Genomic DNA, 24564 nt, shown 5'->3' on the forward strand with positions numbered 1-24564 from the left:
ATTCTAAAAACCAAAACCAACTTTAAACGCAAAACGCAAACCATCATCGCTATTAAAAGCCGATAAATTAAAAGTAACAACATCTGCAGCATTGGCAAAAACCCCACCACCTACTGAGGTGTTCCATCTATTAGAATTAAAAGTACTATTTTCAACAAAATCGTTATCAACCCAAACTCTACCATAATCAAAACCAGTATACACACCTATATTTAAAGGCAACAATCCTGTTTTAAACTTACGAAGGTTTAAACGTAAATCTGTACTTTGATAAAATGATTTTTTACCGGAAAAGCGTTCGTTTCTATAACCACGTAGTCCATTATTTGCTCCTATACTAGCAGCTTGATAAAACTCGAAATTATCATTAAAAATAAAATGTGCTTTCGCTTTTGTTGCCAAAACCAATTGACCATTTGCAATTAATTTATAATCGAACCCTAATTCTGGAATAAAGTAAGCAAACCCTTTAGAATCCTCTAAATTGGCAGTGTAGCCTAACTGTAAGGCCGTTTGAATGCCTAAAGTAGGAAATGCTTCATTGTCTTTATTTTGAAAACTATATTTTGCTTCAACACCAATAAAATCTTTTTGGTTTTCTTCACTATTGGCCACATAAAAATCATTTATAAACCTATCGCTTGTTTCTTCTACTTCTATAGATTCATAACTTACACCTAACATAAAATGTGCTCCTAATTTTCCACGCCAGTTTAAACTAGGCGCGAATTTTAACGTGCTTAATTTTACACGATTATAATCTAAATCGAATGTTTCCTCATCGTCAATATTTAAATTTGGCGTACTATTTCCATAACCAAAGAAATTTACAGCATAGTTAGGGCTAGTAAATTTAGCCTTTAACCCTAAATTCCATTTCCCTACCACATTAGCAAACTCACCATTATACTCAAAATCATATCCACTTGTAGCAAAATAATAGGCTCCTGAAAAGGTATGTTGTGCACTAAACGGGTTACGCTCAAACCCATAATTAGTCAGTACATTAACAAACCCTATTTTAAAACCGTCGTCGGGATTCGCACCTATTACTGGCGTAAATTGGTTGATACTAATTTTAGGTTTTGTGTAATTATAAACATTGGTTTCGTAATCATCAATTAAACCCTTGCTCCCCTTATTAGTTGTAAATGTGTTTTTCTTCGATTTATAATCATACATTTTAACTTTTTTACCATTTTCTATGGTATAAGTATCGTTATTTTGATTACCAACTAACCTTAATGTAATAAGCTTATCACCCTTTCCAGAAACCCTAAATACATCATCATCATCTAAACCATAAAGCCAAATTTCCTTTGTATGTGACTTATTGTATGTTTTTTGATATATTTCAATTCCTTTCTCTCCATTTTTAATACGATTTACGGTTACCTTGGTGTTTCCATTAGGCAAGCGTTCAATTTCAAAAAAATCATCTTTGTCCGTTCCTCTTATCACCGGTATTTTAATTAATGCATCATAATAAGCATTTGCTATTTCAGGAAGATTTTCAAGTCGTGATTTTAACACATATTTTATCTTATTAATCGTTTCGTCTTGAACTTCTTTAGGAAAAGCTTTAAAAGCATTATCGATAACGTTATCGGTTAAGTTTTTTTGTAGAAATGCTACCTGTTCTCTCCAATCTTTTCTTGAGGTTTTGTTTAGCAGCATCACATCTAAAGAAAAAGGACTCGAGTTAAACCCTTTTACATTTCTAATATCGTCTTTAAACCCTTCCATTAGTTTTAAAGTTGGAATTATTCTGGTGGCTATATTCATTAAAGCTCCATCTCCCATAATAGAAAACGCTTGATCCCTATCTCTAGGAATTGGTTTATAAATGACCTTATCATTTTCTATAAACTCTGCCCATCTCCATTGATCAACATGTCTATCCCAGTCTCCAATAACCATATCGAATAAGCGGGCTCTTAAAAACATAGTGTCATCAACGGTATATTTTTCATCTTTTCGCAAATTTTTCATTAGATCGTCGGTACTCTCAATTTTGTTCGCATTTCCAAAACTTTGTATATCGCCATGTCCATCGGAAACATGTTCTTCTATCATATATAATTCATCTCCAAAATCCTTATTAAAACCTGCTAAAGTTTTTTGTTTTGGCACATAGTACAATACTGGATTGGTGTGATAAAGATTAACTGCATCAGACAAACCTCCAGTTACAAATGGCGCATAAGGGTGTGATCCTGTGTAAAAATCTAAAAGTAAATTTTCGGTTGCTGTGCCCTCAAACTGCCCCTCAATATATTGGTCTTTAAAGGCCATTGCTTGCAAATAAACCGTAGCACTTTTTCTAATAGCACGCATAACGTAGCGCTTGCCTTCTTTATTAATTAATTGTAATGATTTTGATTGATGCCCACCACCTTTTCTATAAGGTTTTAAGCCACCAAACATAGTATCCAAATTAACTGTAGGCACCTTTACTTTAGTGCCATAATAAGACCTATAACGATTGCCCCAAACATAGTTATGAAATCCACTTTTTGAAACTTCATCTTCAGAATAAACTGATGCCGATTTTTGATCAGGAAAAGTCTTATAATCGAATTGATATTCTGTTTTACCCTCTGAAAACACTTGTGTTTGAAAAATCACATTGTCATTTTTAGCTGAATAAAACCGAACCACAGATGACCCATCGGTAAAAACATCTAAGCGCGCATAACCCGAATCGCTTGAAGAAAAGGCATCGTTTACATTTCGAGTTGCTGTAGATTTTGACCCCGAACCACTAATAATTTGAGGTAAATTATCGTGCACCAAATATTGCAAACTATGCTCATGCCCAGACACAAAAATGGTTTTATCATTTTCTTGAGCTAGGGTTACAATACGCTTTTTAAAGGCATTATAATTTTTATTTTGAACATCGGCTGGCGATATACCACTTGTTTTCCTTATTAAATTTTTTAGTGTTCCTAAAACTGGAACGGGTTTTAAATGCGACTTAAAATCATACTTACCTCCATGAGGTCCGTTTGTAAACATGGGATGATGCATGGCGACAATAGTCGTTTTGCCTCGAGCTTTTTTAATTAAGCTTTCAAATTCTTCGAAAAATTTAAATCGCGATTTAATTTCGCAATCATCATTTATTGTTGGGTGTTTATCCCAATTGGTTAAATACCACTCGGTATCAACAATAATTAAAACAATATCATCAGAGATTTCAACTTTTTCTAACGGACAACCATTTTCGGGTAAAAATGTATTTTTCCCTAGTGCATCTTCAATATATTTTTCTTGACGTTTTAGACCTTTTAGTCCTTCACTATACCAATCATGATTACCAGGTATAAAAATAGTTTCGCCTTTAAAATCTTTTACAGCCTCCGTTTGAACCTGTAATTGATATTCTGCAAATGCTCGTTTTTTATCATTTTTACTTGGCAAGCCTTTAGGATAAATATTATCACCTAAAAAAATAGCGGTACTATTTTTAGGTGCTTTATCCAATTCTGTTTTAAAGGCTTTTACACCTTGAGATATAGAGCCCATTGGCGAATTACCACCATCGCCAATTAAATAAAAAGAATGTGCAATTTCCTTTTCTGGAAAACTAAAACTAGTATCCAAATTATTATACTGGGTTTTATAAGTTGCACAGGCATTTAATAAGGTTATGATAACAAATAGTAAAGCTATTTTAGGAAATTTCATTTTAATTGAATTTATGTAATATTGTCGTTTTAGCTAGTTCCAGAGTAACGCACTTCGTTCTTCCCAATAGTTTTTAGAAGACACTTTTAGGCCCTGAAGTTCTTTCAGTTCCGTTTTAGTAAAACTAAAATCTAAAGCTTTTAAATTTTGTGCTAATTGCGTTTTATTAGATGCTCCACTTAATAAATAAGTGGGGTGTAAATTATCGATTACAAAACGTAAAGCAATAGCATCAACACCTGCTTTATACCTTACAGACAAGGCTTCTAAAATTCTGTATGCGTTTTCATAGTGCTGAAATTCTACATTTTTAAAAACCCGCCCATTTGCTAAAGCTTCTTTTATAATAATGGTTTTGTCTAGGCTTAAAACCTCTTTTAAAACTGAAAATGTAGACTGCTCAAACACATTATAAGTTACTTGAAAACTATCAAACAAACAACTACCGTTAATCTTAACTTTTAAAGCCGCTTCAATAACATCCTTTTGGTTCGCACCGCTAGTGGTTATGCCTATTTTTAATCCAGTCTCCTTTTGTATTTGGTGTAATCGATTTAATACGTCTTGGTTTTCTAAAACGCCACTATCAAAGGTTGCTGAATGTATTTGATAATATTTTAAATTGGGCAACATGTGTTTTGAAACTTGCCATTGCTCTACTAATTTTTCGAGCGAGTGTTCTTTAATTTCATGTTTACCATGATAACCAAGTTCCCAATTAGCCACATACGTATACCCCCATTTTGTTCCTAAAATAACATCTGGATGCTTATTATTAAAGTCCCATTCCTTTAAAAAAGCTTCGCCTTTTCCATACGATGGTGCGGTATCAAAATAGCGAACACCTAAATTATAAGCTTCATCTAAAACCGAAAGCGCATTATTTTTAAAGGTTTCTTTTGTCTTATCACTTAAACTACTTGGCCTTATGTTTATATATTCAGGTCTGCCTAACGCTGCTAAACCTAAACCTATTTTTGTTTTCGAACTGTGCTTCATTATTCTATAACTTGGGTTTCAATTACGGTATCGCTTGTTAGTGTTCTATGAACTGGACATTTGGCTGCTATTTCTTTTAGACGTGCCTTTTGCTTGTCGTCTAAATCACCAATAAACTTTAATCTTTTTTGTACATGATCTATCTGTTTTGGCTTATCTAAATCTAGCATTAAATCGTCGCTATGCTTTTTAGAATAGGTAATATATACATACACTTCTTGTAAATCCCATTTTTTACGCTGAGCATACATCTTAAGCGTCATAACTGTACAAGCCGCTAATCCCGCACTTAAAAGATCGTAAGGTGATGGGCCAAAATCGTCACCACCAACTTGTTCTGGCTCATCTGCAATTAAATTATGTTTTTTAGTTTGAATAGAGGTTGTAAAGTTATCCTCAATTAGGTTTAAATGTGCCACTAATTGTTCGCCTTTGGTATCTAGCATGCTATTATCTTCTTGCACAAAATAGCGTTGCACCCATGTGCCAATCATATTCCCCACATACCTACTGTCCTTAGAATCGGACAATAAATGATCTGCGGTATCTAAACTCACAAAACTTTTTGGATGGTGAGCATCATGATACAATTTATGTGCATTATCAATCCCCACAATGCTATCAAATGGTGCATGCATAATTAATATTGGCTTACGCAAGTTTTTTGTTATTTCTGGTAAATCAATTTTACTAAAGTCCTTTACAAACTCTTCATTAATTTTAAATGGTCGCCCCCCAATATTCACCTCAACTTCTCCCTTTTCTTTAACCTCATTAATATCATGAGAAAACAAATGTGTAACATGACTTGCTGTTGCTGGTGCCCCTATAGTTGCTACAGCTTTTATATTGTCTAGTTTTGAAGCCGCCACTATAACTGCAGCACCACCTAGAGAATGCCCCACCAATACACTTGGCGCTTGGTAATTTGTTTTTAAAAAATCGTTAACTGCTAGTAAGTCGTCCACATTTGCAGAAAAATGACTTTCGGCAAATTCGCCTTCGCTTCTGCCTAATCCAGTAAAATCGAAACGCAACACACCAAAACCATGGCTAGTAAGCGACCTGCTTATATTTCTAACTGCACTTAAAGTGCTACTACAAGTAAAACAATGCGCAAAAACAGCATAGTGCTGTGGTTTTTGATCGGCAGGTAATTCTAAAAACGCCTGCAATTTATGCCCTTTCTTGTTCTGAATATTCAGTTTTAAACTGCTCATTATTTAAACGTTTTAATCTTTTTTGATTAGTATATTTTGAAAACTTAACTAATAGAATTTTTAACTTCGGATTAATAAATGCTTTACAAAAAGGCTTTTCAGGATTACTATAATAGTAATTTTGAATTTGCTCTCTTGAGGCTTTAAATGATGCAAAGGGTAAAACTTCTGTTATCAATTGATTTTTAAATTGACTTTGAAACGATGTTATAATTTGTTTTGAAACTATTTTTTGCTTTTCTGAAAACACATAAACTGCTGAACGGTATTTGTTGCGCATAGAGTGACTAGATGTGCTTTTATGTGTATGTAAATGGATTTCAATTAGTATTTTAAGGTTAATTATTTCTGGATTAAAATGAATTATAACAGCTTCGGAAAACGCACTATTAGTTTCTGTTGAAGCCACAAAACCTTGTTCTACTTTTAAAACACCAATTAAGGATTGAAACACCGCTTCTGTGCACCAATGGCATCCGCCTCCTAAAGCTATTTTATTAAATGTTTTCAAATTAATTTATTAAACCATAAAAATCTAAAAGTCGTTTTATATAAAACTCTCCTCAAACCTTTCAAAATGGCAAGTATAACCATTTGGTATTCTTACTAAATAATCCTGATGTTCTGGTTCGGCTTTCCAAAAGGTTGAATACGGCTCTAAAGTGGTTACTGCATCGGCCTCCCATTTACCAGAGTCATTAACAATTTTTATCATGTCTTCCGCTTCCTTTTTTTCGTCTTCATTTTGAAAAAATATAGCCGATCTATAACTAGACCCTTTATCATTTCCTTGCCTGTCGATAGTTGTAGGGTTATGAATTCTGAAAAAATAATCTAAAATGGCTTTAAAAGATGTTTCGTTAGGATCATAAGTTAACTCAATCCCTTCGGCATGACCAGGATGGTTTTTATAGGTAGGATTATCATTTTCACCACCAATATATCCAACTTCGGTGTCTTTAATCCCAGGGCGTGTTCTAAATAAATCTTCCATCCCCCAAAAACAGCCACCTGCTATGTATGCTTTTTTATAACTACTCATTACTTTATGTTTTATTTTAATGTTTTATGAACTGCATGATAACATGGAACAACCAACTTTATGTCGTGCCCATTCTGGACGTTTTGCAAACCATTGTTGATATTCTGGTTGCTCATTATACGGTTTTTTAAGCATATTAAACAATTGATCTATTAATTTATAGTCACCTTTATCGGCATCATCAATAGCTAATTGCGCCATATAATTTCTTAAAACATATTTCGGGTTAACCGTGTTCATTTTTTTTCTCCTGTCTTCGTCGCCCCCACTTTCGGTACCTAACCGTTTGGCATAACTTTTAAACCAATTAGTCCATCTGCTTTCTAAATCTCCTACTATTTCTTCAGGTTTATAAAATGCATCCTTAACAACCTGAAGCCCTTCTTGAGGATTTTCCTTTTTAAAATTACTTAAATTTCTAAAGAAAATGGTCATATCGGTTTCTGTTTGATGCAAAATATCTTTTAACTCTAAAATAAATTTTTGGTCGTTTTCATCTTCATTATGCAAGCCTAATTTAGCCCGCATCATGCTAAGCAACTTCAATTCAAAATCGGTTTTATATTGATTTAAAATAGCTTCTAAAGGATTGGCCTCTTCAATTAAAGGATAAATGGCATTTGCTAATTGCAATAAATTCCATAAACCAATATTAGCTTGATTCCCGAAACGATACCGTTTATGCTGCCTATCCGTAGTATTTGGTGTCCACCCGTAATCATAACCCTCTAACCAACCATAAGGCCCATAATCGATAGTTAATCCAAGAATAGACATATTATCGGTATTCATAACACCATGCACAAAACCAACACGTTGCCAATGGATAATCATATTTAAAGTACGCTCGGAAACTTTTTTAAAAAATGCGATGTAAGTTTCTTTTGATGGTGTTCCTAACTGTGAAAAATGATGTCTTATAGTATAATCTACCAAAGTTTTAAGCGTCTTATTATCTTGTCTTGATGCCAAAATTTGATAGCTTCCAAAACGTAAAAAAGACTCTGCAGTTCTGCAAACAATGGCTCCTTTCTCGTAAGCCGAATTGCCATTATACATAACATCGCGCATTACTTGATTTCCAGATAATGATAAAGACAAGGCTCGTGTTGTAGGCACCCCTAAATGAAACATAGCTTCGCTACATAAATATTCTCTAATCGAAGAACGTAATACCGCTAAACCATCGGCCGTTCTAGAATAAGGCGTTTCGCCTGCTCCTTTAAGTTGCACCTGCCAAGTCTTGTTTTTATGCTCTACTTCAAATAAATTTATTGCACGACCATCGCCTAACTGTCCAGCCCAATTACCAAATTGATGTCCGCCATAACACATGGCATAAGGTTTTGTGTTTTGATATACTTGATTTCCTGTAAAAACCTTTAAAAAATCCTCGCTATTTGAATCGGCTTTAGATAGCCCTAAATTTTCGAGCATTTCTGGAGAAGCATGTAATAGTTCTGGCTTTAAAGTCTGCTTTGGCTGAACATAAGAAAAACAGGCCTTAGCCACCTGCCTCCTCGTATTTTCTAAAATAGGGTCGGCGGGTAATTTTTTATTAAATATATCTTTTATGTTTAAATTCATTTGTTTTCCTTAAAAGTCTACGCGAAATCATCGCGTTGGCTATTTTAAATTAATGTAAAAATCCTCTTTTCCAAATTAGAACCAGAAGGATTTATTACTTTTTTTGTCTAATACCTATAGTTGGATAATCAAGTTTCTTGTTTGCACAAAGGCCTTAAAAACCTTCAGTGAAAGCATTATTTAATTCAAAACACCAAATTTAATAGTTCAAATTAAAACCTTCCAAACACCTTTTGCAACATTAGGTCTGACATAATAAATTGTAAGCAAAAGCCATTAAGACAAGAAATTAAAAGCTTTAAACACGTAATTTTAACTGCACTTAATTTTCGTTTACGATACCTTTATCTAATTGCATAGATTCTGAATTTACACAATAACGCAAACCACTAGGTTCCGGACCATCAGGAAACACATGCCCTAAATGCCCATCGCAAGTATTACACATTACCTCTACACGCACCATACCGAATGCAGTATCACGTTCATATTTTATAGCATTTTCCTTTATAGGCTGCGTAAAACTTGGCCACCCTGTACCAGACTCGAATTTAATTGTAGAATCGAACAATGGCGTATCACAGCAAACGCAGTTATACTTCCCCGCTTCGTGCATACTGCAAAGCGCACCACTATGCGGACGTTCTGTACCTTTTAATCTTGTTATTCTAAATTGTTCTGGAGTTAATTGCGCCTTCCATTCGGCCTCTGTTTTTTCAACACGTTTGTCGGGAATTGGGTTTCCTTTTACAGAGAAATTAATAATTTTTTTCCAAGTTAGCATAGCATGAATCCTTTATTTTTTATTGTAAATATTATGCTTTTTCTATGTAAAGATAGTCGATTCTAAATTGAAAAACTTACATTCTATAATTTTTGAAAAGTAATTGAAAATAATACGACAAATAAAACGTTAGCTCGACTTTACCTTAAAGTTTAGTATTTTTACTTAATAAACATTTATATCTTCTAATATGCTGATTGAAGCGACTGAAAAATTTGTAATTAATCTTTTAAATGAAAAGTTAGCAACCTCCTTTACTTATCATAACATTACACATACACAACGCGTCGTTGAAGATGCAAAAACACTAGCCAAACTTTGCAATATTGATGAAGATAATAAAACACTACTTGTAACTGCTGCTTGGTTGCATGACACTGGATATACCAAAGGGACTACTAAGCATGAGGACGAAAGTATTAAAATAGCAAAAACTTTTTTAGACGGTGAAAAATGCTCCAAAAACGACATAAAAGTAATTTGCGATTTAATATTAGCAACCAAAATGGATGCCGTACCAAATACTTTTTTAGAACGCATACTCAGAGATGCCGACTGCGCTCACATTGGAAGCAAAAACTACTTTGAAATTTCAGAATTACTAAGAAAAGAATGGGAATTGCTATTTAACAAGACCTTTGATGAAATAAAATGGCTAGATGAAAACATTGAATTCTTATCGACTAAACACCGTTTTTACACGCCCGAAGCTGCAAGTATCTGGGATAAACGAAAAGGGAAAAACTTAGCGAAACTAATAACAACCAGAACTAAATTAGTAAGTGCAGAAAAAAAACTAGCCCAGAAAAAGAAGGAATTAAGCTTTAAGAAAAGTAAAATTGAATTACCAGAACGAGGTATTGAAACTATGTTTCGGGTAACCTTAAAAAACCATATTACTTTAAGTAATATTGCCGATACAAAGGCCAATATTTTACTTTCTGTTAATGCTATTATCATATCTATGGTATTATCAAATTTAGTTTCTAAATTAGATAATGCCTCAAATCACTACCTTATTATCCCAACGGTTATTTTTGTGTTTTTCACTGTAGTTTCTATTGTTTTATCCATTTTAGCAACACGACCTAATGTAACACGAGGAAAATTTACAAAAGAAGATGTTGCTAACAAAAAAGTAAACCTTTTGTTTTTTGGGAACTTTCACAAAATGTCTTTAAATGATTTTGAATGGGCCATGGGAGAAATGATGGAAGACCGCGATTACCTATATTCTTCAATGAAAAAAGACTTATACTTTTTAGGATTAGTATTAGATAAAAAATACAAAATACTAAGACTTACATATACCGTTTTTATGATTGGAATTATAGTAAGTGTACTTGCATTTGCTATTGCATTTAAGTATTCTGGAGTAGTTTTATAAATCCTTATTTTACTTTAAAATTCCTGTTTTTATTATTAAAGCTTAGTTTTTAAAACTAAGCTTTAATTTCCTTCATTAAATCCTCATAGGAATAAAAAGATTTATCGGCTTCATTTTTATGATAAAGCACACTAACTCGAATCGCTTTAAGTCCTGTTACAGCTTGTAAATCTTCAAGTTCTACAATCTCAACATCTTCATCTAAGTAGTTTTTAGATTGTAGAAACTTTATATACCTTAAATATTCTATTTCATCCTGTTTTTGAGAGTAAACAATACTTATTTTTCCTTTTTGAGTAACGCGATCTGTAGTTCCTTTTATAAAGGCCTTATCCACGCGCTTTTTTACAATTTCGTAACGTGCATTATAGGTACCATCAACATCAAACTGTTTTTCATCCATTCTAAAACTTATGGACAAGGGTTGATTAAAAACTAAAATCATAGAGGCCACATTTAAAGCTACTGGAAATTTAGATTGCATTTGGTAATAAGCATTTTCCATTTCGCACATAACTTGTAGTTGCCACAAACGCAAATTATAAAGATACATAGGATTGAATGAATCTTCTTTAGTAATAGACTCGCCTATATACATATTATGCTCGACACCATCAGTTTTAAAACGCTCAAAATAATGCGGATACATAAGTTGTGCTTCAACTTGCTTTTTATCTAATAACGAAGCCATTTCTTTATTAATTTTAGAAATGGTGTTATCATAATCTTTTCTATGTTTATACAGCACATTTACTTTATCGTCAATACTATTAAAATAAGCATCTATATCTTGTTTTAAGTCATCATTAGTATAAATATGTTTTAATAACGGCTCGATATCTTGTTTAAAAAACTCAGATATTTGTTGTTCGCTATCCACTTGAAAATGGGATTCTAAACCAAGTAAGTACTCATCTATTTGAAAAATAAATTGCTCATAAATTGGTAAAGGTTGAATTTCTGAGATTTTAGAAAATATTTCTTTAACAGCATTTAGCTGAAGTGATAAATCTAGACTAGTTGCTGTATTTCTAGCTTCAGACGACCCTTTAATATCTATTTGTCCATAAAGCGGATAAACGTTTTCAAAAGCTATCTTTTTAAAAGCAGCTTCTTCTCCCTTTATTTCAGAATTTATAAACGCCTTTGCTTCCTTTTTAAATCGCCAATGTACACTAGAGTGAATTGAAGTACATTCTTTTTGAATAATAGCTTCAATTAAATTTTCTTCTTCATTTTTTGAACGTTCTACAGCCGATATAATATACGGCATAACATCTGCTAGTTTATTCGCATTTACACTGTTTAAAACTCTTGGTTTACGGGATACTATCTCTATAATCCCCATTAACCCTTCTTTATTTGCAATTGGGGCAAAAATAGCACTCTTTAGACCTTGCTCATGCAAACTTGTAACATGTGGTGCTCGACCCTTTGCTATTTCAAACATTTTATCTACATCGGATATTGAGAAATATTTATTTTCTCGTAATAACCTGTTGTAAGACCAATTACATAGGGCATCGGCACAATTTTCCTTATCTCTATCTCCTAAAAGATAGCTTTTCATTCCTGCGCCATAAACACGCTCAAAAACCTCATCTTCTTTATTATAAATTGAAAACCCAACTTTAATATCCTTTAATCTTAGAAGCGACCTAAAAATTTCATGAAAACCTTTCATAAAACTCTCGTTTTTCCGCTTTTCATCTCCAATTAAACTTGACTTTATATTAGATATAGATTGATCATCCGTAACATCAAAAATATTTGAGATTACAAACCCTTTAAAGGTGTAACTATTTGGAGGGAATTTCTCTTTCCAAAGCGCTATATTTTCAAAATTATCTAGCAACTCATTATAATCCTCTTCGGTAATTAATTTTGCATTTTCATTTGGGATTATTTCACAAAAATCTGCATTATATAATATTTTATAATAATGCAGTATGCCTTTAGCATCCGGTATTTCGTAATAAAAAGGTCTTTTAAAATTTAAGTTATAACCATAACAATAATTTAAAATTATTGTACAAGCTAATATGTATGTGTCGTCTTCCGGTAAGTTTTTAATTTGAAGATCAAAGTTTTCTCCCGCCGTTTTAATAATATTCTGAAAACGTTCTGAAGCATTAAATATTAAATTATGAAGCGGAACCGAAGCTGTTTTTATTTCGTTTTTAGTTAATAGTGGACTAAACGAATCATGCAGAATTAATTGTATTTCTTTAGCTCTAGAGTCCAAAATAGACATATCACTAAAGCCCTCTTTTAACTCAGGATAACGCACGGCAGTATTTAAAATATGATTAGCCTTTGCCACAACAAATGCATCATTACTACTAGCTAAGGCTTCATAATGCTCTAATAATTTATTAAAACTAACCTTAAGGTGTAAAGGGGATTCGATATTGTCATTAATATCCATAATGTTAAGATGCTTAGAATACAAAGTTACAAATATTAACTTTAGTCGTTAACATTTAGACTTCCTAACTTGCCAATTGTTACCTATAAATCAAGGTTTCTTATGGTTTTTCTAGGAGAACCATATTAAACTTAGAATCAATGGTGATTTTTCCGTCAGAAACTCTATTCGAAAAACCTGAATAAGCGTCCCGTAGTGTATCTCCATTTTCAAATACCTTAGAAACATCTAATACTTTTTTCCCGAATGGCAAATGTAATCCAACAACCACTAAATCTCTATAATTACCTTTTGAAAAACTTCTATAAAACACATAAGGTGTATCGGTTATCATTTGATGTATACCGGCTCCAACTGCTGGATGGTTTCCTCGAAATTGCCCTAGTTTTTGCCAATGCTTTAAAATGGATTGTGTTTCTGGATTGTTTTGAATGGCATCCCAATTCATGAAAGAACGCAATGTGGCATCACCAACAGCGTCTTCAATAACAAGCGATCTCGCAGATTCATCACCATAATAAACTTGAGAGGCACCTGGACATAATAGTAACCTTGTAGCGGTTTCAAATGGCTTTTCTCTAACGGCATCAAATGGTTGACCATCATCATGAGAACTTAAATAATTTAATATACTATAACCTTTTAATTCTGAATTAAGTATATCGGAATATTTTTTAAAGTGCACTTCTGTGGCCATTTGAGCTGTATCCCATTTCATTTCAAAATTAATAAGTGCGTTAAAAGCATTATCAAAATAATTAACTTTCTTGTCGCCAAAATCGAATGCTTTGGTTGCTGAAATTCCGTAATTATAAACCTCTCCCAATAAATAAAAATCGTTATCGTCTAGTACTTTATCAGGATGGCTTTTTTTGTATTCAGCGAAAGCGAAATCACATTCTTGCTTAAATTCTTGCCAAACATTTTCTTCAACATGTTTAACTGTATCAACTCGATATCCGTCAATTCCAAATTCTGTAATATAATCTGTGAGCCATTTCATGATATAAAAACGAGGCGCTCTAGGATAATTTGTTCTTTCAAAAAACGCATCTAATTCTGCTACTTCGTTACCATATCTACCTTCAGTTTGCCATTTATTAACTAAGTGTGGTGGTAAGTTAACCGCTTCATCACTTTCTGTTTTAATGTCTGGGAGGTTTTTAACTAAAGTGCAGGCAATAGTATTATTGTATGATTGATAATCGCATTGAGGTTCTGTCCGCACCCATTCCGAAGGCCAAATAGGATCTTTTTCTGTTACTGGTCCCGTATGATTTATTACTGCATCTAACAAAATACGAATACCATGTTTATGAGCTGTTTCTACTAGTTCATGTAAATCTTGCTTAGTTCCAAAATTAGGATCTAAAGTGGTCCAATCGCTCGCCCAATACCCATGAAAACCATAACTTAAACCTGTGCCTTCATCTGTGCCTCCATGAATTTGCTCTACAATTGGTGTCATCCAAATGGCATTAATTCCTAAATTGGTAAAATACCCTTCATTTATCTTTTGAGTAACGCCTTTAATATCACCTCCTTCAAACCCGCGAAGTTTTCCTGTTTTTGCAGTTCTACCAAAATTAATATCATTTGATCTATCGCCATTATTAAAACGGTCTATCAATAAAAAATATACGTTAGCAGCTTCCCAAACGAAAGGTGTTTCTGGTTTTTCTGGAGGAATACTTTTTTTGTCATCACAATTAAAAAACACAAAAAATGATATTACAAATACTAAATACTTCATACTTTTATTTAATTTTTAAAACGAAAGACTCCAAAGCATCTAGCTTTATTTTAACAGTGCCAATACCATCTTCAACTTTTAAAGTAGATTTGAATTCATGGTATAATTGGTCTTGAACGTTATACCCCTTCTCATCCAAACGCCAATTTTCGACTACATTTTTCGGTATTTTTAATTCAAATTCAAAACCCGCATTATTATCAAAATTTGAAATAACAATTAGCTTTTCATCATCACTCCAACGTACAAATGACAGCATTTTATCATTATATCCTTCTGTATTTTCTCTGTTATACAAATGAATGTCTTGATAATCGCCAACCAAAGCACTACTATTTATTGTAAAATTTAGAAGGCGCTTATAAAAATCTCTTAATTCCTTTTCATCTTTGGTTAATTGTCCACCATCAAACTTTTTATTATTTACCCAACGTTGATGGGCTGGCACACCTACGTAATCGAATATAGATGTTCTTGTGGACGTCCCAAACCCAGCATTTTCTGAGCCATCTTCCCCCACTTCCTGACCAAAATAAATCATAATTGGTGCCGTTGTAGAAGTTGCAGAAACAACCATTGCGGGTTTTCCTTTTTCTGGACTTCCGGCAAAACCTGAACTTGCTAAACGTTGTTCGTCATGATTCTCTAAGAAATGTAACATGTGATGCTCTATATCTTTTAAATCGTTGAGAATGGGTGGAATATAATCTGTTTTCCCTCTACCTTTCATCACGCTTTTTATAGTATCATACAATTGGACTTTATCATATAAATAATCCATTTTCCCTTTTTTAATATAATCTCTATACAGCGATGGATTATACACTTCAGCTAATAGAAAAGCATCAGGGTTTATCATTTTAATACTCGAGTTCATATAACTCCAAAACTCAACAGGCACCATTTCTGCCATATCGTAACGAAAGCCATCAACCCCCATTTTTAACCAATACAAGGCAATATCTTTAAACTTTACCCAAGAGCTTGGAACTGATTTATCATTCCAAAACTCATAATGTTTCTCATAACCTTCATTTTCAAAACCAATAGGAAGTGCATCAAAATCCTTTTTACCTTCAGGCGAAATACCATAATTAACTTTCACGGTTTCATACCAATCATTCATATCCGGTTGAGATAATCTAGACCCATTGCCTGTCCATTTTGCAGGATTTTCGCGGAATTTACCATCTTTTAAAGCATGTTTTTCAGGACCTAAAGGCAAATAACCATTTTTCCATATTGGTACCTTAAACGTTTCATTGGGATTATAATAAAAATTATTATTTACCTTATACACCACAGATACATCGTCATCTTCACCAAAATCTTTGACGCCTTTTGGCTTAGAAATACTTTTATAATTTCGTGCTACATGATTGGGGACTATATCGATTATCACTTTTAGTCCAGATTGATGTGTCCGGTTTATAAGTGCTTGAAATTCCTGCAATCTATTTGTAACATTATCTGCTAAATCAGGATTTACATTGTAGTAATCTTTTACCGCATAAGGAGAACCAGCGCGTCCTTTAATAACATCTGGATCATCGTTTGAAATACCAAACTTGGTATAATCTCTAATAACACCATGATGAGGCACTCCCGTAAACCAAATATGAGAAACTCCTAAATCCTTAATTTCTTTTAATGCTTTTTCCGTAAAATCATTGAATTTACCAACACCATTCTCATCTATGGTTCCCCAAGGTTTATTAGTAGAAATGGTATTACCAAACAAACGTGTAAAAACCTGGTAGACTACGTATTTTTTTTTCTTAACCTGTGTGGCTTCATTAACTTCACTAACCACTTTTATATCCTGTTTACAACTTAATCCTAACATCGCTATTACTATAAGAGTATAATTTATTGAGTTCATTTTATTGTTTACTTATATTAAATAACCAGCCTATTGCACGTTGAAATTCGCTTTTCCAAAAAGATTCGCTATGCGTTCCAGCCGGCACAACCACACTAAATAATTGGTGCTCTGGAAAACCATTTTGCCTCATTAATGTAACCATCTCCTTCATAGGTTTAACCATATTATTACCCTCCTTTTCTCCAACTACATAATATATTTTACTGGCGTCTATATTTGATCTTTCTTTAGTAAATTCAAAACTATCTTTTGCATACCAAAAAGATGGAGAAAACACACCTGCTTTCCCAAATACATCTGGACGTACAATTGCTGCATAATGCGCAAATAAACCACCTAATGACGACCCCATTACAGCTGTATTTTGGCTATCAGATTTTGTTCTAAACGCATTATCTATTTTGGGTTTTAATGTGTTTACTAAAAAATCTAAATATAATTTTCCTTCTCCCTTACCAGAATTCTCATTATCCCAAGCCGAATACTCATTTAAACGTTTCTCACCACCATGATCTATAGCGACTACTATAAGTCCGAAACCGGACTCCTTATACATACTATTTAAAGTTTCGTCTACCTGCCATTCACCACTATACGATGATGCCACATCAAACACATTTTGTCCGTCTTGAATATATAAAACAGGAAATTTTTCTTGTGAAGTGTTATAATTTGGAGGCAAGTATATACTGATTTTACGTTTACGATTCAATTGTGGAATTTCAAAATTTTCGGCAAATACCTGAACGTTTTCTGTAGCAGTAGACACCTTATTTTGAAGCTTATTTGTTGTCCAGTTTGTAATACTAATTTTCACTGTATCTTTTAATTTTGAAAACCTATAACTTCTATTCTCAATAGGATTGCCATTGTCTTTGCACTCTACGGTTTCCCAATGTCCCTTTGTAAATTTAAAACTTATGTTTTCTTGATATTTGGGAATAGTGATTGCATACAACTTATTCACTTTTTTCAGTTTGAATTGTTCTTTACCACCAGACCAACCTTCAAAATCTCCAGAGATATAAATATCGTCATTAAATTGATGTGTTACAGGTAATTTTTCAATAATAAAAGTAACCTCCTCTTCACTTAAAAGCGGGTTATCTTCTTGTTTCTTACTATTACCACAGGCTATACCTATAAATAAAAATAAGATTATGAAAAACTGATTTTTCATTTTGAGTATTAGTAAAAGAATGAAATGAGTTAATACAATTTAGTAGTCAAAATGAGACTCCCTTTTTCGTTAAGAGTGATATTATCTCCCCAGAAAAACTGATAATCGGTAATTATATTTTTTATGGATTTTCCTTTTAAACCTACCTCTTCAAACCTGTTTAAATCTAATTCTACTGGCTTATCATTTTTATTAATAATATGAATTACAGTTTCATCATTTAGAATTCTAAACAACACATAAATACCATTTTCAGGAGCAAAATGTAGAGTTTTACCATCATGAATGGCTTTGCTATTTTTTCTATAATTTAGAAGTTTCTTTAAATAGCCTTGCATGTCCATTTGTATCTCATTTAAGCCTTCTCCGGTAAATGCGTTAACATCATCTCCTTCCCAACCACCAGGAAAATCGGAACGAATTGCTCCATGATCTCCAGGCTTATCAAAATCATTCATTAAAATTTCTGTGCCGTAATATATTTGAGGAATTCTTGGTAAAGTCAATAAATAACTAAGTGCCATTTTGGTGTTTACAACATCCCCTTTTAGCTGCGTTAATATGCGACTCATATCATGATTATCAGGAAAAACCATTAGGTCTTTAGGGCTCGCATAATAAAAATCGTTGGCTAAACCTTGATAAATTTTAACTAGGCCTTTATCCCATTCCTCATCTTCATTTAGCGCTTCAACAATAAAATTTTGCATTGGAAAATCCATTGGCGATTTTAAATTAGACTTGTATCCATCTCTATTTTGAGCTCCATCTTGCCAATACCCAACCAAAAGCGGGTTGTAACTCCACTCTTCTCCAACAATACTAAAATTAGGATATTCATTCATAATTTCGCCAGCCCAACGACTCATAAAATCTTTATCTGGATAGGGATAAGTATCTTGCCGAATACCACCTAAATTTGCCGTTTCTATCCACCAAATACTATTTTGAATGGTATATTTCGCCATAAAGGCGTTACGTTGGTTTAAATCTGGCATAGCAGCTACAAACCAACCTACATTCATGTTTTTCTTGTCAATTTTAGAAGCATACCTGTCTTGATTTGTTGTACGCCTGTGATTAGTAATAATACTTTCGCCGCCATCCCAATTGTCAATATGGTCCTCGTAATATTTTTGATGGTTAATCCAATTTTTAAAAGGCAAATCTTTCATCCACCAATGCTCCAATCCGCAATGGTTTGCGACTTGATCCATAATTAACTTCATGCCCTTCTCAGACAATTTAGCTGATAATTTTTTGTATTCTTCTAAAGTTCCAAAGCGAGGGTCTACCTCGTAAAAATCGGTCATAGCATAACCATGGTATGACCCTTGTACCATATCGTTGGTTAATAACGGAGATGGCCATACGGCTGTAAATCCTAATTCTTCAATATAATCTAAATGATTGGTGATGCCTTGAATATCTCCACCATGACGAGCATAATCATCATTCCTATCAATTGTTTTCTCATGAAGTATTTCAACAATGTCGTTCTCAGGATTTCCGTTAGAAAACCTATCTGGTGTAATTAGATATATAGCATCGCTACTATTAAAACCTATATATTCTTCTGAAGATTTTTTTCTTGATTTAAGTTCATAAGTATGTACTAAATCTTCTTTATTTTCTTCTTTAAAAATGATGTTGAATTTCCCAGCTTTTGTAGATTCCGAAATATTTAAATCTATAAATAAATAATTTGGACTATCTGCTTTATGCACTTTTTCAATAGAGACTCCTTGATGAGACAGTTGAACAGTTTTACCCGAAATATTAGGATGATGCACTAATAACTGGAGTTTAGGATTCTTGAATCCCACCCACCAATTTAAAGGCTCAATGCGATTAACATCCTGTTTTTCAATTATTGAAACATTTTCCTCAACCTCATCCATTTTTATATCACCTGCTTTTTTACAAGATAAATTTAACGCAAATACAGATAGCAACCCAAGGAATAATGAACGTTTAGTGTTTTTATATATTTTAAAATAATATCTCATAGCTATTAATTTTAATTTAATGCTTTAATACTAATAGCATAACCCCCACCTGGCACAGATAAAAGAGATAATTTTGATTTACTTGTTACATTCTTTGTACTAATAGAATAAGCTTGCGGATTGGTTTTGTAATGTGCATTTTTAGCATCGGCATAAATAGTAGCCATATATTTTTTTCCTTTTTCAAGAAAATCTAATGTAATATTAGATGTTCTGGAACTAACACCATTTACATTACCTATAAACCAATCTGGACTTCCTTTTTCTTTTCTAGCAACAGTGATGTAATCTCCTGGTTCTGCTTCTAAATAGATACTTTCATCCCAATCTATTGCCACATCTTTTATAAACTGAAAAGCGTCCATAAACTGCTCGTAATGCTCAGGTAAATCTGCAGCCATTTGCAACGGACTATACATGGTAACATATAATGCCAATTGGTTTGCAATGGTACTATTTACATGCGAATTGTTATTAGGATTTAATTTACTAATATCCATTTCAAAAATCCCTGGGGTATAATCCATTGGCCCGCCTATAAGTCTTGTAAATGGTAATATGGTAACATGATTAGGTTTTGAACCACCAAACGCCTGAAACTCGGTACCTCTAGCAGACTCATTTCCAATTAAATTAGGATACGTTCTACTAATGCCAGTTGGTCTTACCGCTTCGTGTGCGTTTACCATAACCTCATAATCAGCCGCTTTTTCAAAAGCGTATTGATAATGGTTTACAATCCACTGACTATAATGGTGTTCGCCTCTTGGTAAAATATTACCAACATACCCGCTTTTTACAGCATCATACCCGTTGTCTTTCATGAATTGATACGCTTTATCCATGTGGCGTTCGTAGTTTCTTGTAGAACCAGACGTTTCATGATGCATTATCATTTTAACACCTTTAGATTTCGCGTATTTATGAATACCCTCAACATCAAAATCGGGATATGGCGTTACAAAATCAAAAACATAATCTTTAGATTTCCCAAACCAATCTTCCCAACCTTCATTCCAACCTTCAACTAAAACACCATCAAATCCGTGTTCTGAAGCAAAATCGATATAGCGTTTTACTTTTGTATTGTTTGCAGCGTGTGTAGTGTTTGGTTTTACTTTAGAATAATCTGTTACCCCTAATTGAATTGCAGGTAAATCATCAGTATAAGCCCAAGAACTTTTACCAGTTATCATTTCCCACCAAACACCTATATATTTAACTGGTTTAATCCAAGAGGTGTCTTCAATTTCACAAGGTTCATTTAAGTTTAAAGTGATTCTTGAATTTAAAATATCTCGTGCATCATCACTTACCATAATGGTTCTCCAAGGCGAATTACAAGGTGCTTGCATATATCCTTTATCGCCATTTACATCTGGTGTTAACCACGACTCGAAAACCATGGTTTCTTCGTTTAAATTTAAATGCATACATGAGTAATTGATTAGTGCAGCTTCGTGTAAATTAATATATAAACCGTCGGCAGTTTTCATCATTAAAGAGGTTTGCACACCTGTTTTAGAAAATTGCTCTTGAGATGCATTTCCTGTTACAGCCTGGTCAAACTTTGAGCTTATTTCAGATAATTTTGTTTCCGTATAATCGTATTCTTGAGTATCATAATCTCCCGGAATCCAAAATGCCGTATGGTCGCCTGTCATGGCGAATTGTGACTTCTCTTCTTTAATTATGAAATACACCAAATTTTTCTGTTGTGGAAACTCATAACGAAACCCTAAACCTTCGTTGAATAATCTAAACCGGATAACTACAATTCTATTTGTTTCATTTTGTTTTAGACTAATTGCTAATTCATTATAATGATTTCTTATTTCTTTCTCTTCACCCCAAACTGGTGTCCAAGTGTCGTTAAAAGTTGAATTTTCAGTTTTTAGAATTTTAAAATCGTCAAGCAACGACTTATCATCATTTTTTAACTCTAAACCTAAATGACTAGGTTTTATGACTACCATATTCTTATAAGACAAATGATAGGTTGGCATACCATTATTTTCTAAAGAAAAATTCATAATGAACTCACCATTGGGTGATTTCAGCTCTTGCGAATTAGCAAGATTTAAAAATGAAAACAGTACAGTTACACTTAAAATATATAGAAATTTCATGCTTTTTATTTTAGTATGATTATGGTTTTATAAACTAAATTAACTCACAACTTTCACCCCTTTACTTTTTAAAACTAGAGGTTTATTATTTACAAGAATTTCTAAATCATTACCACAAATTATTTCGAAATTAGTTTGCTTTTGCGTGATTTCAACCTTTAAAATATGATTTCTAAAATTCACTTTAAACGAATAACCGTTCCATTGTTTTGGAATTTTAGGTGTAAATGAAAGCCTATTGTTTTTAACGCGCATACCACCAAAACCTTCAACTATGCTCATCCAAGTTCCTGCCATAGAAGTAATATGTAGACCTTCGTGTACTTCGTGATTATAATCGTCTAAATCTAATCTTGAAGTACGCAAATAGAATGTGTAAGCTTGCTCCATCCTATTTAATTTTGCAGCTTGAATACTATGTACACATGGAGACAAAGAACTTTCATGAACTGTTAATGGCTCATAAAAATCGAAATGACGTTCTAAAGTTTCATCAGAAAATTGATCTTCAAAAAAGTAAAACCCTTGTAAGGTATCTGCTTGTTTTATGTATGGCGAACGCAAAATTCTATCCCAACTCCATTTTTGATTTATAGGTCTTTCTGATTTTGATAATTTTTCAACAGAAATCAATTCTTTATCTAAAAATCCATCTTGCTGTAAATACACTTGATGCTTTTCAGAATATGGAAAGTACATGTTATCTGCAACCGCTTTCCAAAGCGCCAATTCTTTTTTAGATAGTTTTACTTTTTTGGCAATTCTAGAAAAATCTGAAACATATTCTGTTTCAATTTTTTCAATTTGCTCAAGCGTAAAATCTATACACCATTTTGCTAAATAATTAGTATACCAGTTATTATTTACGTTATTTTCATATTCATTTGGACCAGTTACACCAAGAATAACATACTGGTTTTTATCTGCCGAAAACGTAGCACGTTGTTGCCAAAAACGAGCAATACCAATTAAAACTTCTAGTCCTTTTTCTGGAATATAACTATAGTCTCCAGTATAGCGATAGTAGTTATAAATTGCAAAAGCAATAGCGCCGTTTCTATGAATTTCTTCAAAGGTAATTTCCCATTCGTTATGGCATTCTTCACCATTCATGGTTACCATTGGATATAAAGCTGCTCCGTTTTTAAAACCTAACTTTTCAGCATTTTCGATGGCTTTATCTAAATGATTATATCGGTACTCTAAAAGTGTTCTAGCAACCTTTTGATCTTTAGTTGCCATATAAAATGGGATGCAATACGCTTCGGTATCCCAATAGGTACTTCCTCCATATTTTTCACCTGTAAAACCTTTAGGCCCTATATTCAATTTTGAATCTTTACCTAAATACGTTTGGTTTAGTTGGAAAATATTGAAGCGAATTCCTTGTTGGGCTTTTACATCGCCATCAATAGTAATATCGGCTATTTCCCAAATTTTCCCCCATGCTTGCTTTTGGTCTTCAAGTAATTGATTAAATCCTTTTTTTATTGCAGTTTTTAAAACTTCTTTTGCAACTTTTACTAAATTGGATTTGTCATGATTTCTATCGACTGTATAGCCACCAAATTTTTGAATGCTATAGGTATTCCCTTTTTTTACTGCTTGCGCATAACTAAACGACACTTGATTAGAATCCACTGTAACACTAGGCTCCACCAAGACGGATTTACCAGAAAGAAAAACTTCCGATTCCATAAATGTACACGTATGGAAATGGGTTTTCATTGTTTTTGCTTCAATAAAAGCTTGATGGTTGAGATGATTTACATGGGTTGTGTCCCAAAACTTATCGTCCCAATTGGTATCTTCATTGGTAATTCCAGAATCTAAATAAGGTTGAAATATAATTTCAGCATCGCTATTTATGGGAGTTACCTCGTAATTTATAGCTCCTATTTCATCTATTTCTAAACTTAAAAAACGCTTTACTGCCACCTCAACTTGAACATTATTAGGTAAGGTCGCTATAAAAGATCTTGATAACCAGCCCTCTTTCATATTGAGTTCTCGTTTAAAATTCTCAACAGATTTACAAGTGTTTAAATCTAACGACTCACCGTTAACGGTCACGTTAATTCCAATCCAATTTGGTGCATTTAACACTTTAGCAAAGTATTCTGGATAGCCATTTTTCCACCAACCCACACGAGTTTTATCGGGGTAGTAAACGCCCGCGATATAGCTCCCTTGAAAGGTATCACCGGAGTATGTTTCTTCAAAATTTGCACGTTGTCCCATGGCACCATTGCCAATACTGAAAATACTTTCTGAAGATTTTACATGAGTTGCATCAAAACCTTCTTCAATGATGGACCAATTATCTGGTTTTATATAATCTTGATTCATTTTTTTAAGATGATAGAGAATGGACTTTAGACCGCTTTGCTGTTAGACTTGGCATTCTAATAAATCTATTTCTCGATTATTATTTTTTATTTTATTAACATGAACACTAGAACCCCTCA

At 33.2% G+C, this 24564-nt stretch carries 15 protein-coding genes; 1 reads left to right on the forward strand and 14 read right to left on the reverse strand.

Features of this window, described 5'->3' with window-relative positions; translation table 11 throughout:
- Positions 1–3 precede the first annotated feature (3 nt).
- From ABJM36_RS10545 to msrB, 7 genes are all read right to left on the reverse strand, one after another.
- Positions 4–3693, reverse strand: a complete 3690-nt coding sequence (locus ABJM36_RS10545; protein ID WP_348451409.1) for a metallophosphoesterase — start codon at positions 3691–3693, stop codon at positions 4–6.
- A 33-nt stretch (positions 3694–3726) separates the two neighbouring features.
- A complete protein-coding gene (locus tag ABJM36_RS10550; RefSeq protein WP_348451410.1) occupies positions 3727–4692 on the reverse strand; it encodes an aldo/keto reductase in 966 nt (321 codons plus the stop codon).
- Positions 4692–5912 (reverse strand): alpha/beta fold hydrolase, encoded by a 1221-nt coding sequence (locus tag ABJM36_RS10555; RefSeq protein WP_348451411.1) that lies wholly within the window; start codon positions 5910–5912, stop codon positions 4692–4694. Before ABJM36_RS10555 ends, ABJM36_RS10550 begins: the two co-directional genes overlap by 1 nt.
- Positions 5869–6423 (reverse strand): peptide-methionine (S)-S-oxide reductase, encoded by a 555-nt coding sequence (locus ABJM36_RS10560; RefSeq protein ID WP_348451412.1) that lies wholly within the window; start codon positions 6421–6423, stop codon positions 5869–5871. Before ABJM36_RS10560 ends, ABJM36_RS10555 begins: the two co-directional genes overlap by 44 nt.
- Before the next feature lie 36 nt (positions 6424–6459).
- Positions 6460–6954 (reverse strand): peptide-methionine (S)-S-oxide reductase MsrA, encoded by a 495-nt coding sequence (gene msrA / locus ABJM36_RS10565; RefSeq protein WP_348451413.1) that lies wholly within the window; start codon positions 6952–6954, stop codon positions 6460–6462.
- Positions 6955–6978: 24 nt separating this feature from the next.
- Positions 6979–8541 carry a protein adenylyltransferase SelO gene (locus tag ABJM36_RS10570; protein ID WP_348451414.1) on the reverse strand — a complete coding sequence of 521 codons (1563 nt, stop codon included), beginning with the start codon at positions 8539–8541 and terminating at the stop codon, positions 6979–6981.
- A gap of 322 nt (positions 8542–8863) precedes the next feature.
- Positions 8864–9325 carry a peptide-methionine (R)-S-oxide reductase MsrB gene (msrB, locus tag ABJM36_RS10575; RefSeq protein ID WP_348451415.1) on the reverse strand — a complete coding sequence of 154 codons (462 nt, stop codon included), beginning with the start codon at positions 9323–9325 and terminating at the stop codon, positions 8864–8866.
- A gap of 190 nt (positions 9326–9515) precedes the next feature.
- On the opposite strand from msrB, the gene ABJM36_RS10580 reads away from it, so the two are divergent.
- On the forward strand, positions 9516–10712 hold the full coding sequence (locus tag ABJM36_RS10580) for a Pycsar system effector family protein (protein ID WP_348451416.1): 1197 nt from the start codon (positions 9516–9518) through the stop codon (positions 10710–10712).
- Between the two features lie 55 nt (positions 10713–10767).
- On the opposite strand, the gene ABJM36_RS10585 is transcribed toward ABJM36_RS10580, so the two are convergent.
- From ABJM36_RS10585 to ABJM36_RS10615, 7 genes are all read right to left on the reverse strand, one after another.
- Positions 10768–13140, reverse strand: coding sequence for a GAF domain-containing protein (locus tag ABJM36_RS10585; protein WP_348451417.1), 2373 nt, complete (start codon positions 13138–13140; stop codon positions 10768–10770).
- A 100-nt stretch (positions 13141–13240) separates the two neighbouring features.
- Complete coding sequence (locus ABJM36_RS10590) at positions 13241–14893, reverse strand: alpha-amylase family glycosyl hydrolase (protein WP_348451418.1); 1653 nt, start codon at positions 14891–14893, stop codon at positions 13241–13243.
- 4 nt (positions 14894–14897) lie between these two features.
- The gene (locus ABJM36_RS10595) at positions 14898–16775 is read right to left on the reverse strand and encodes an alpha-amylase family protein (protein ID WP_348451419.1); all 1878 of its coding nucleotides are present in this window, start codon (positions 16773–16775) and stop codon (positions 14898–14900) included.
- A 1-nt stretch (position 16776) separates the two neighbouring features.
- On the reverse strand, positions 16777–17958 hold the full coding sequence (locus tag ABJM36_RS10600; RefSeq protein ID WP_348451420.1) for an alpha/beta hydrolase-fold protein: 1182 nt from the start codon (positions 17956–17958) through the stop codon (positions 16777–16779).
- A gap of 29 nt (positions 17959–17987) precedes the next feature.
- Positions 17988–19967: a glycoside hydrolase family 13 protein gene (locus ABJM36_RS10605; protein WP_348451421.1), complete on the reverse strand. Its 1980-nt coding sequence runs from the start codon at positions 19965–19967 to the stop codon at positions 17988–17990.
- Between the two features lie 11 nt (positions 19968–19978).
- Positions 19979–22096 (reverse strand): glycoside hydrolase family 97 protein, encoded by a 2118-nt coding sequence (locus tag ABJM36_RS10610; RefSeq protein WP_348451422.1) that lies wholly within the window; start codon positions 22094–22096, stop codon positions 19979–19981.
- 39 nt (positions 22097–22135) lie between these two features.
- Positions 22136–24445: a glycoside hydrolase family 65 protein gene (locus ABJM36_RS10615; RefSeq protein WP_348451423.1), complete on the reverse strand. Its 2310-nt coding sequence runs from the start codon at positions 24443–24445 to the stop codon at positions 22136–22138.
- Positions 24446–24564 lie beyond the last annotated feature (119 nt).

The organism is Algibacter sp., from assembly GCF_039977455.1.
Lineage (GTDB): Bacteria > Bacteroidota > Bacteroidia > Flavobacteriales > Flavobacteriaceae > Algibacter_B.

Excerpts from the sequence above, each read along its gene's own strand:
- ABJM36_RS10550 (WP_348451410.1), bottom strand. The coding sequence starts at position 4,692 with ATGAAGCACAGTTCGAAAACAAAAATAGGTTTAGGTTTAGCAGCGTTA.
- ABJM36_RS10610 (WP_348451422.1), bottom strand. The coding sequence starts at position 22,096 with ATGAAATTTCTATATATTTTAAGTGTAACTGTACTGTTTTCATTTTTA.
- ABJM36_RS10555 (WP_348451411.1), bottom strand. The coding sequence starts at position 5,912 with ATGAGCAGTTTAAAACTGAATATTCAGAACAAGAAAGGGCATAAATTG.
- ABJM36_RS10590 (WP_348451418.1), bottom strand. The coding sequence starts at position 14,893 with ATGAAGTATTTAGTATTTGTAATATCATTTTTTGTGTTTTTTAATTGT.
- ABJM36_RS10595 (WP_348451419.1), bottom strand. The coding sequence starts at position 16,775 with ATGAACTCAATAAATTATACTCTTATAGTAATAGCGATGTTAGGATTA.
- ABJM36_RS10605 (WP_348451421.1), bottom strand. The coding sequence starts at position 19,967 with ATGAGATATTATTTTAAAATATATAAAAACACTAAACGTTCATTATTC.
- ABJM36_RS10570 (WP_348451414.1), bottom strand. The coding sequence starts at position 8,541 with ATGAATTTAAACATAAAAGATATATTTAATAAAAAATTACCCGCCGAC.
- ABJM36_RS10585 (WP_348451417.1), bottom strand. The coding sequence starts at position 13,140 with ATGGATATTAATGACAATATCGAATCCCCTTTACACCTTAAGGTTAGT.
- ABJM36_RS10615 (WP_348451423.1), bottom strand. The coding sequence starts at position 24,445 with ATGAATCAAGATTATATAAAACCAGATAATTGGTCCATCATTGAAGAA.
- ABJM36_RS10600 (WP_348451420.1), bottom strand. The coding sequence starts at position 17,958 with ATGAAAAATCAGTTTTTCATAATCTTATTTTTATTTATAGGTATAGCC.
- msrB (WP_348451415.1), bottom strand. The coding sequence starts at position 9,325 with ATGCTAACTTGGAAAAAAATTATTAATTTCTCTGTAAAAGGAAACCCA.
- ABJM36_RS10545 (WP_348451409.1), bottom strand. The coding sequence starts at position 3,693 with ATGAAATTTCCTAAAATAGCTTTACTATTTGTTATCATAACCTTATTA.
- ABJM36_RS10580 (WP_348451416.1), top strand. The coding sequence starts at position 9,516 with ATGCTGATTGAAGCGACTGAAAAATTTGTAATTAATCTTTTAAATGAA.
- msrA (WP_348451413.1), bottom strand. The coding sequence starts at position 6,954 with ATGAGTAGTTATAAAAAAGCATACATAGCAGGTGGCTGTTTTTGGGGG.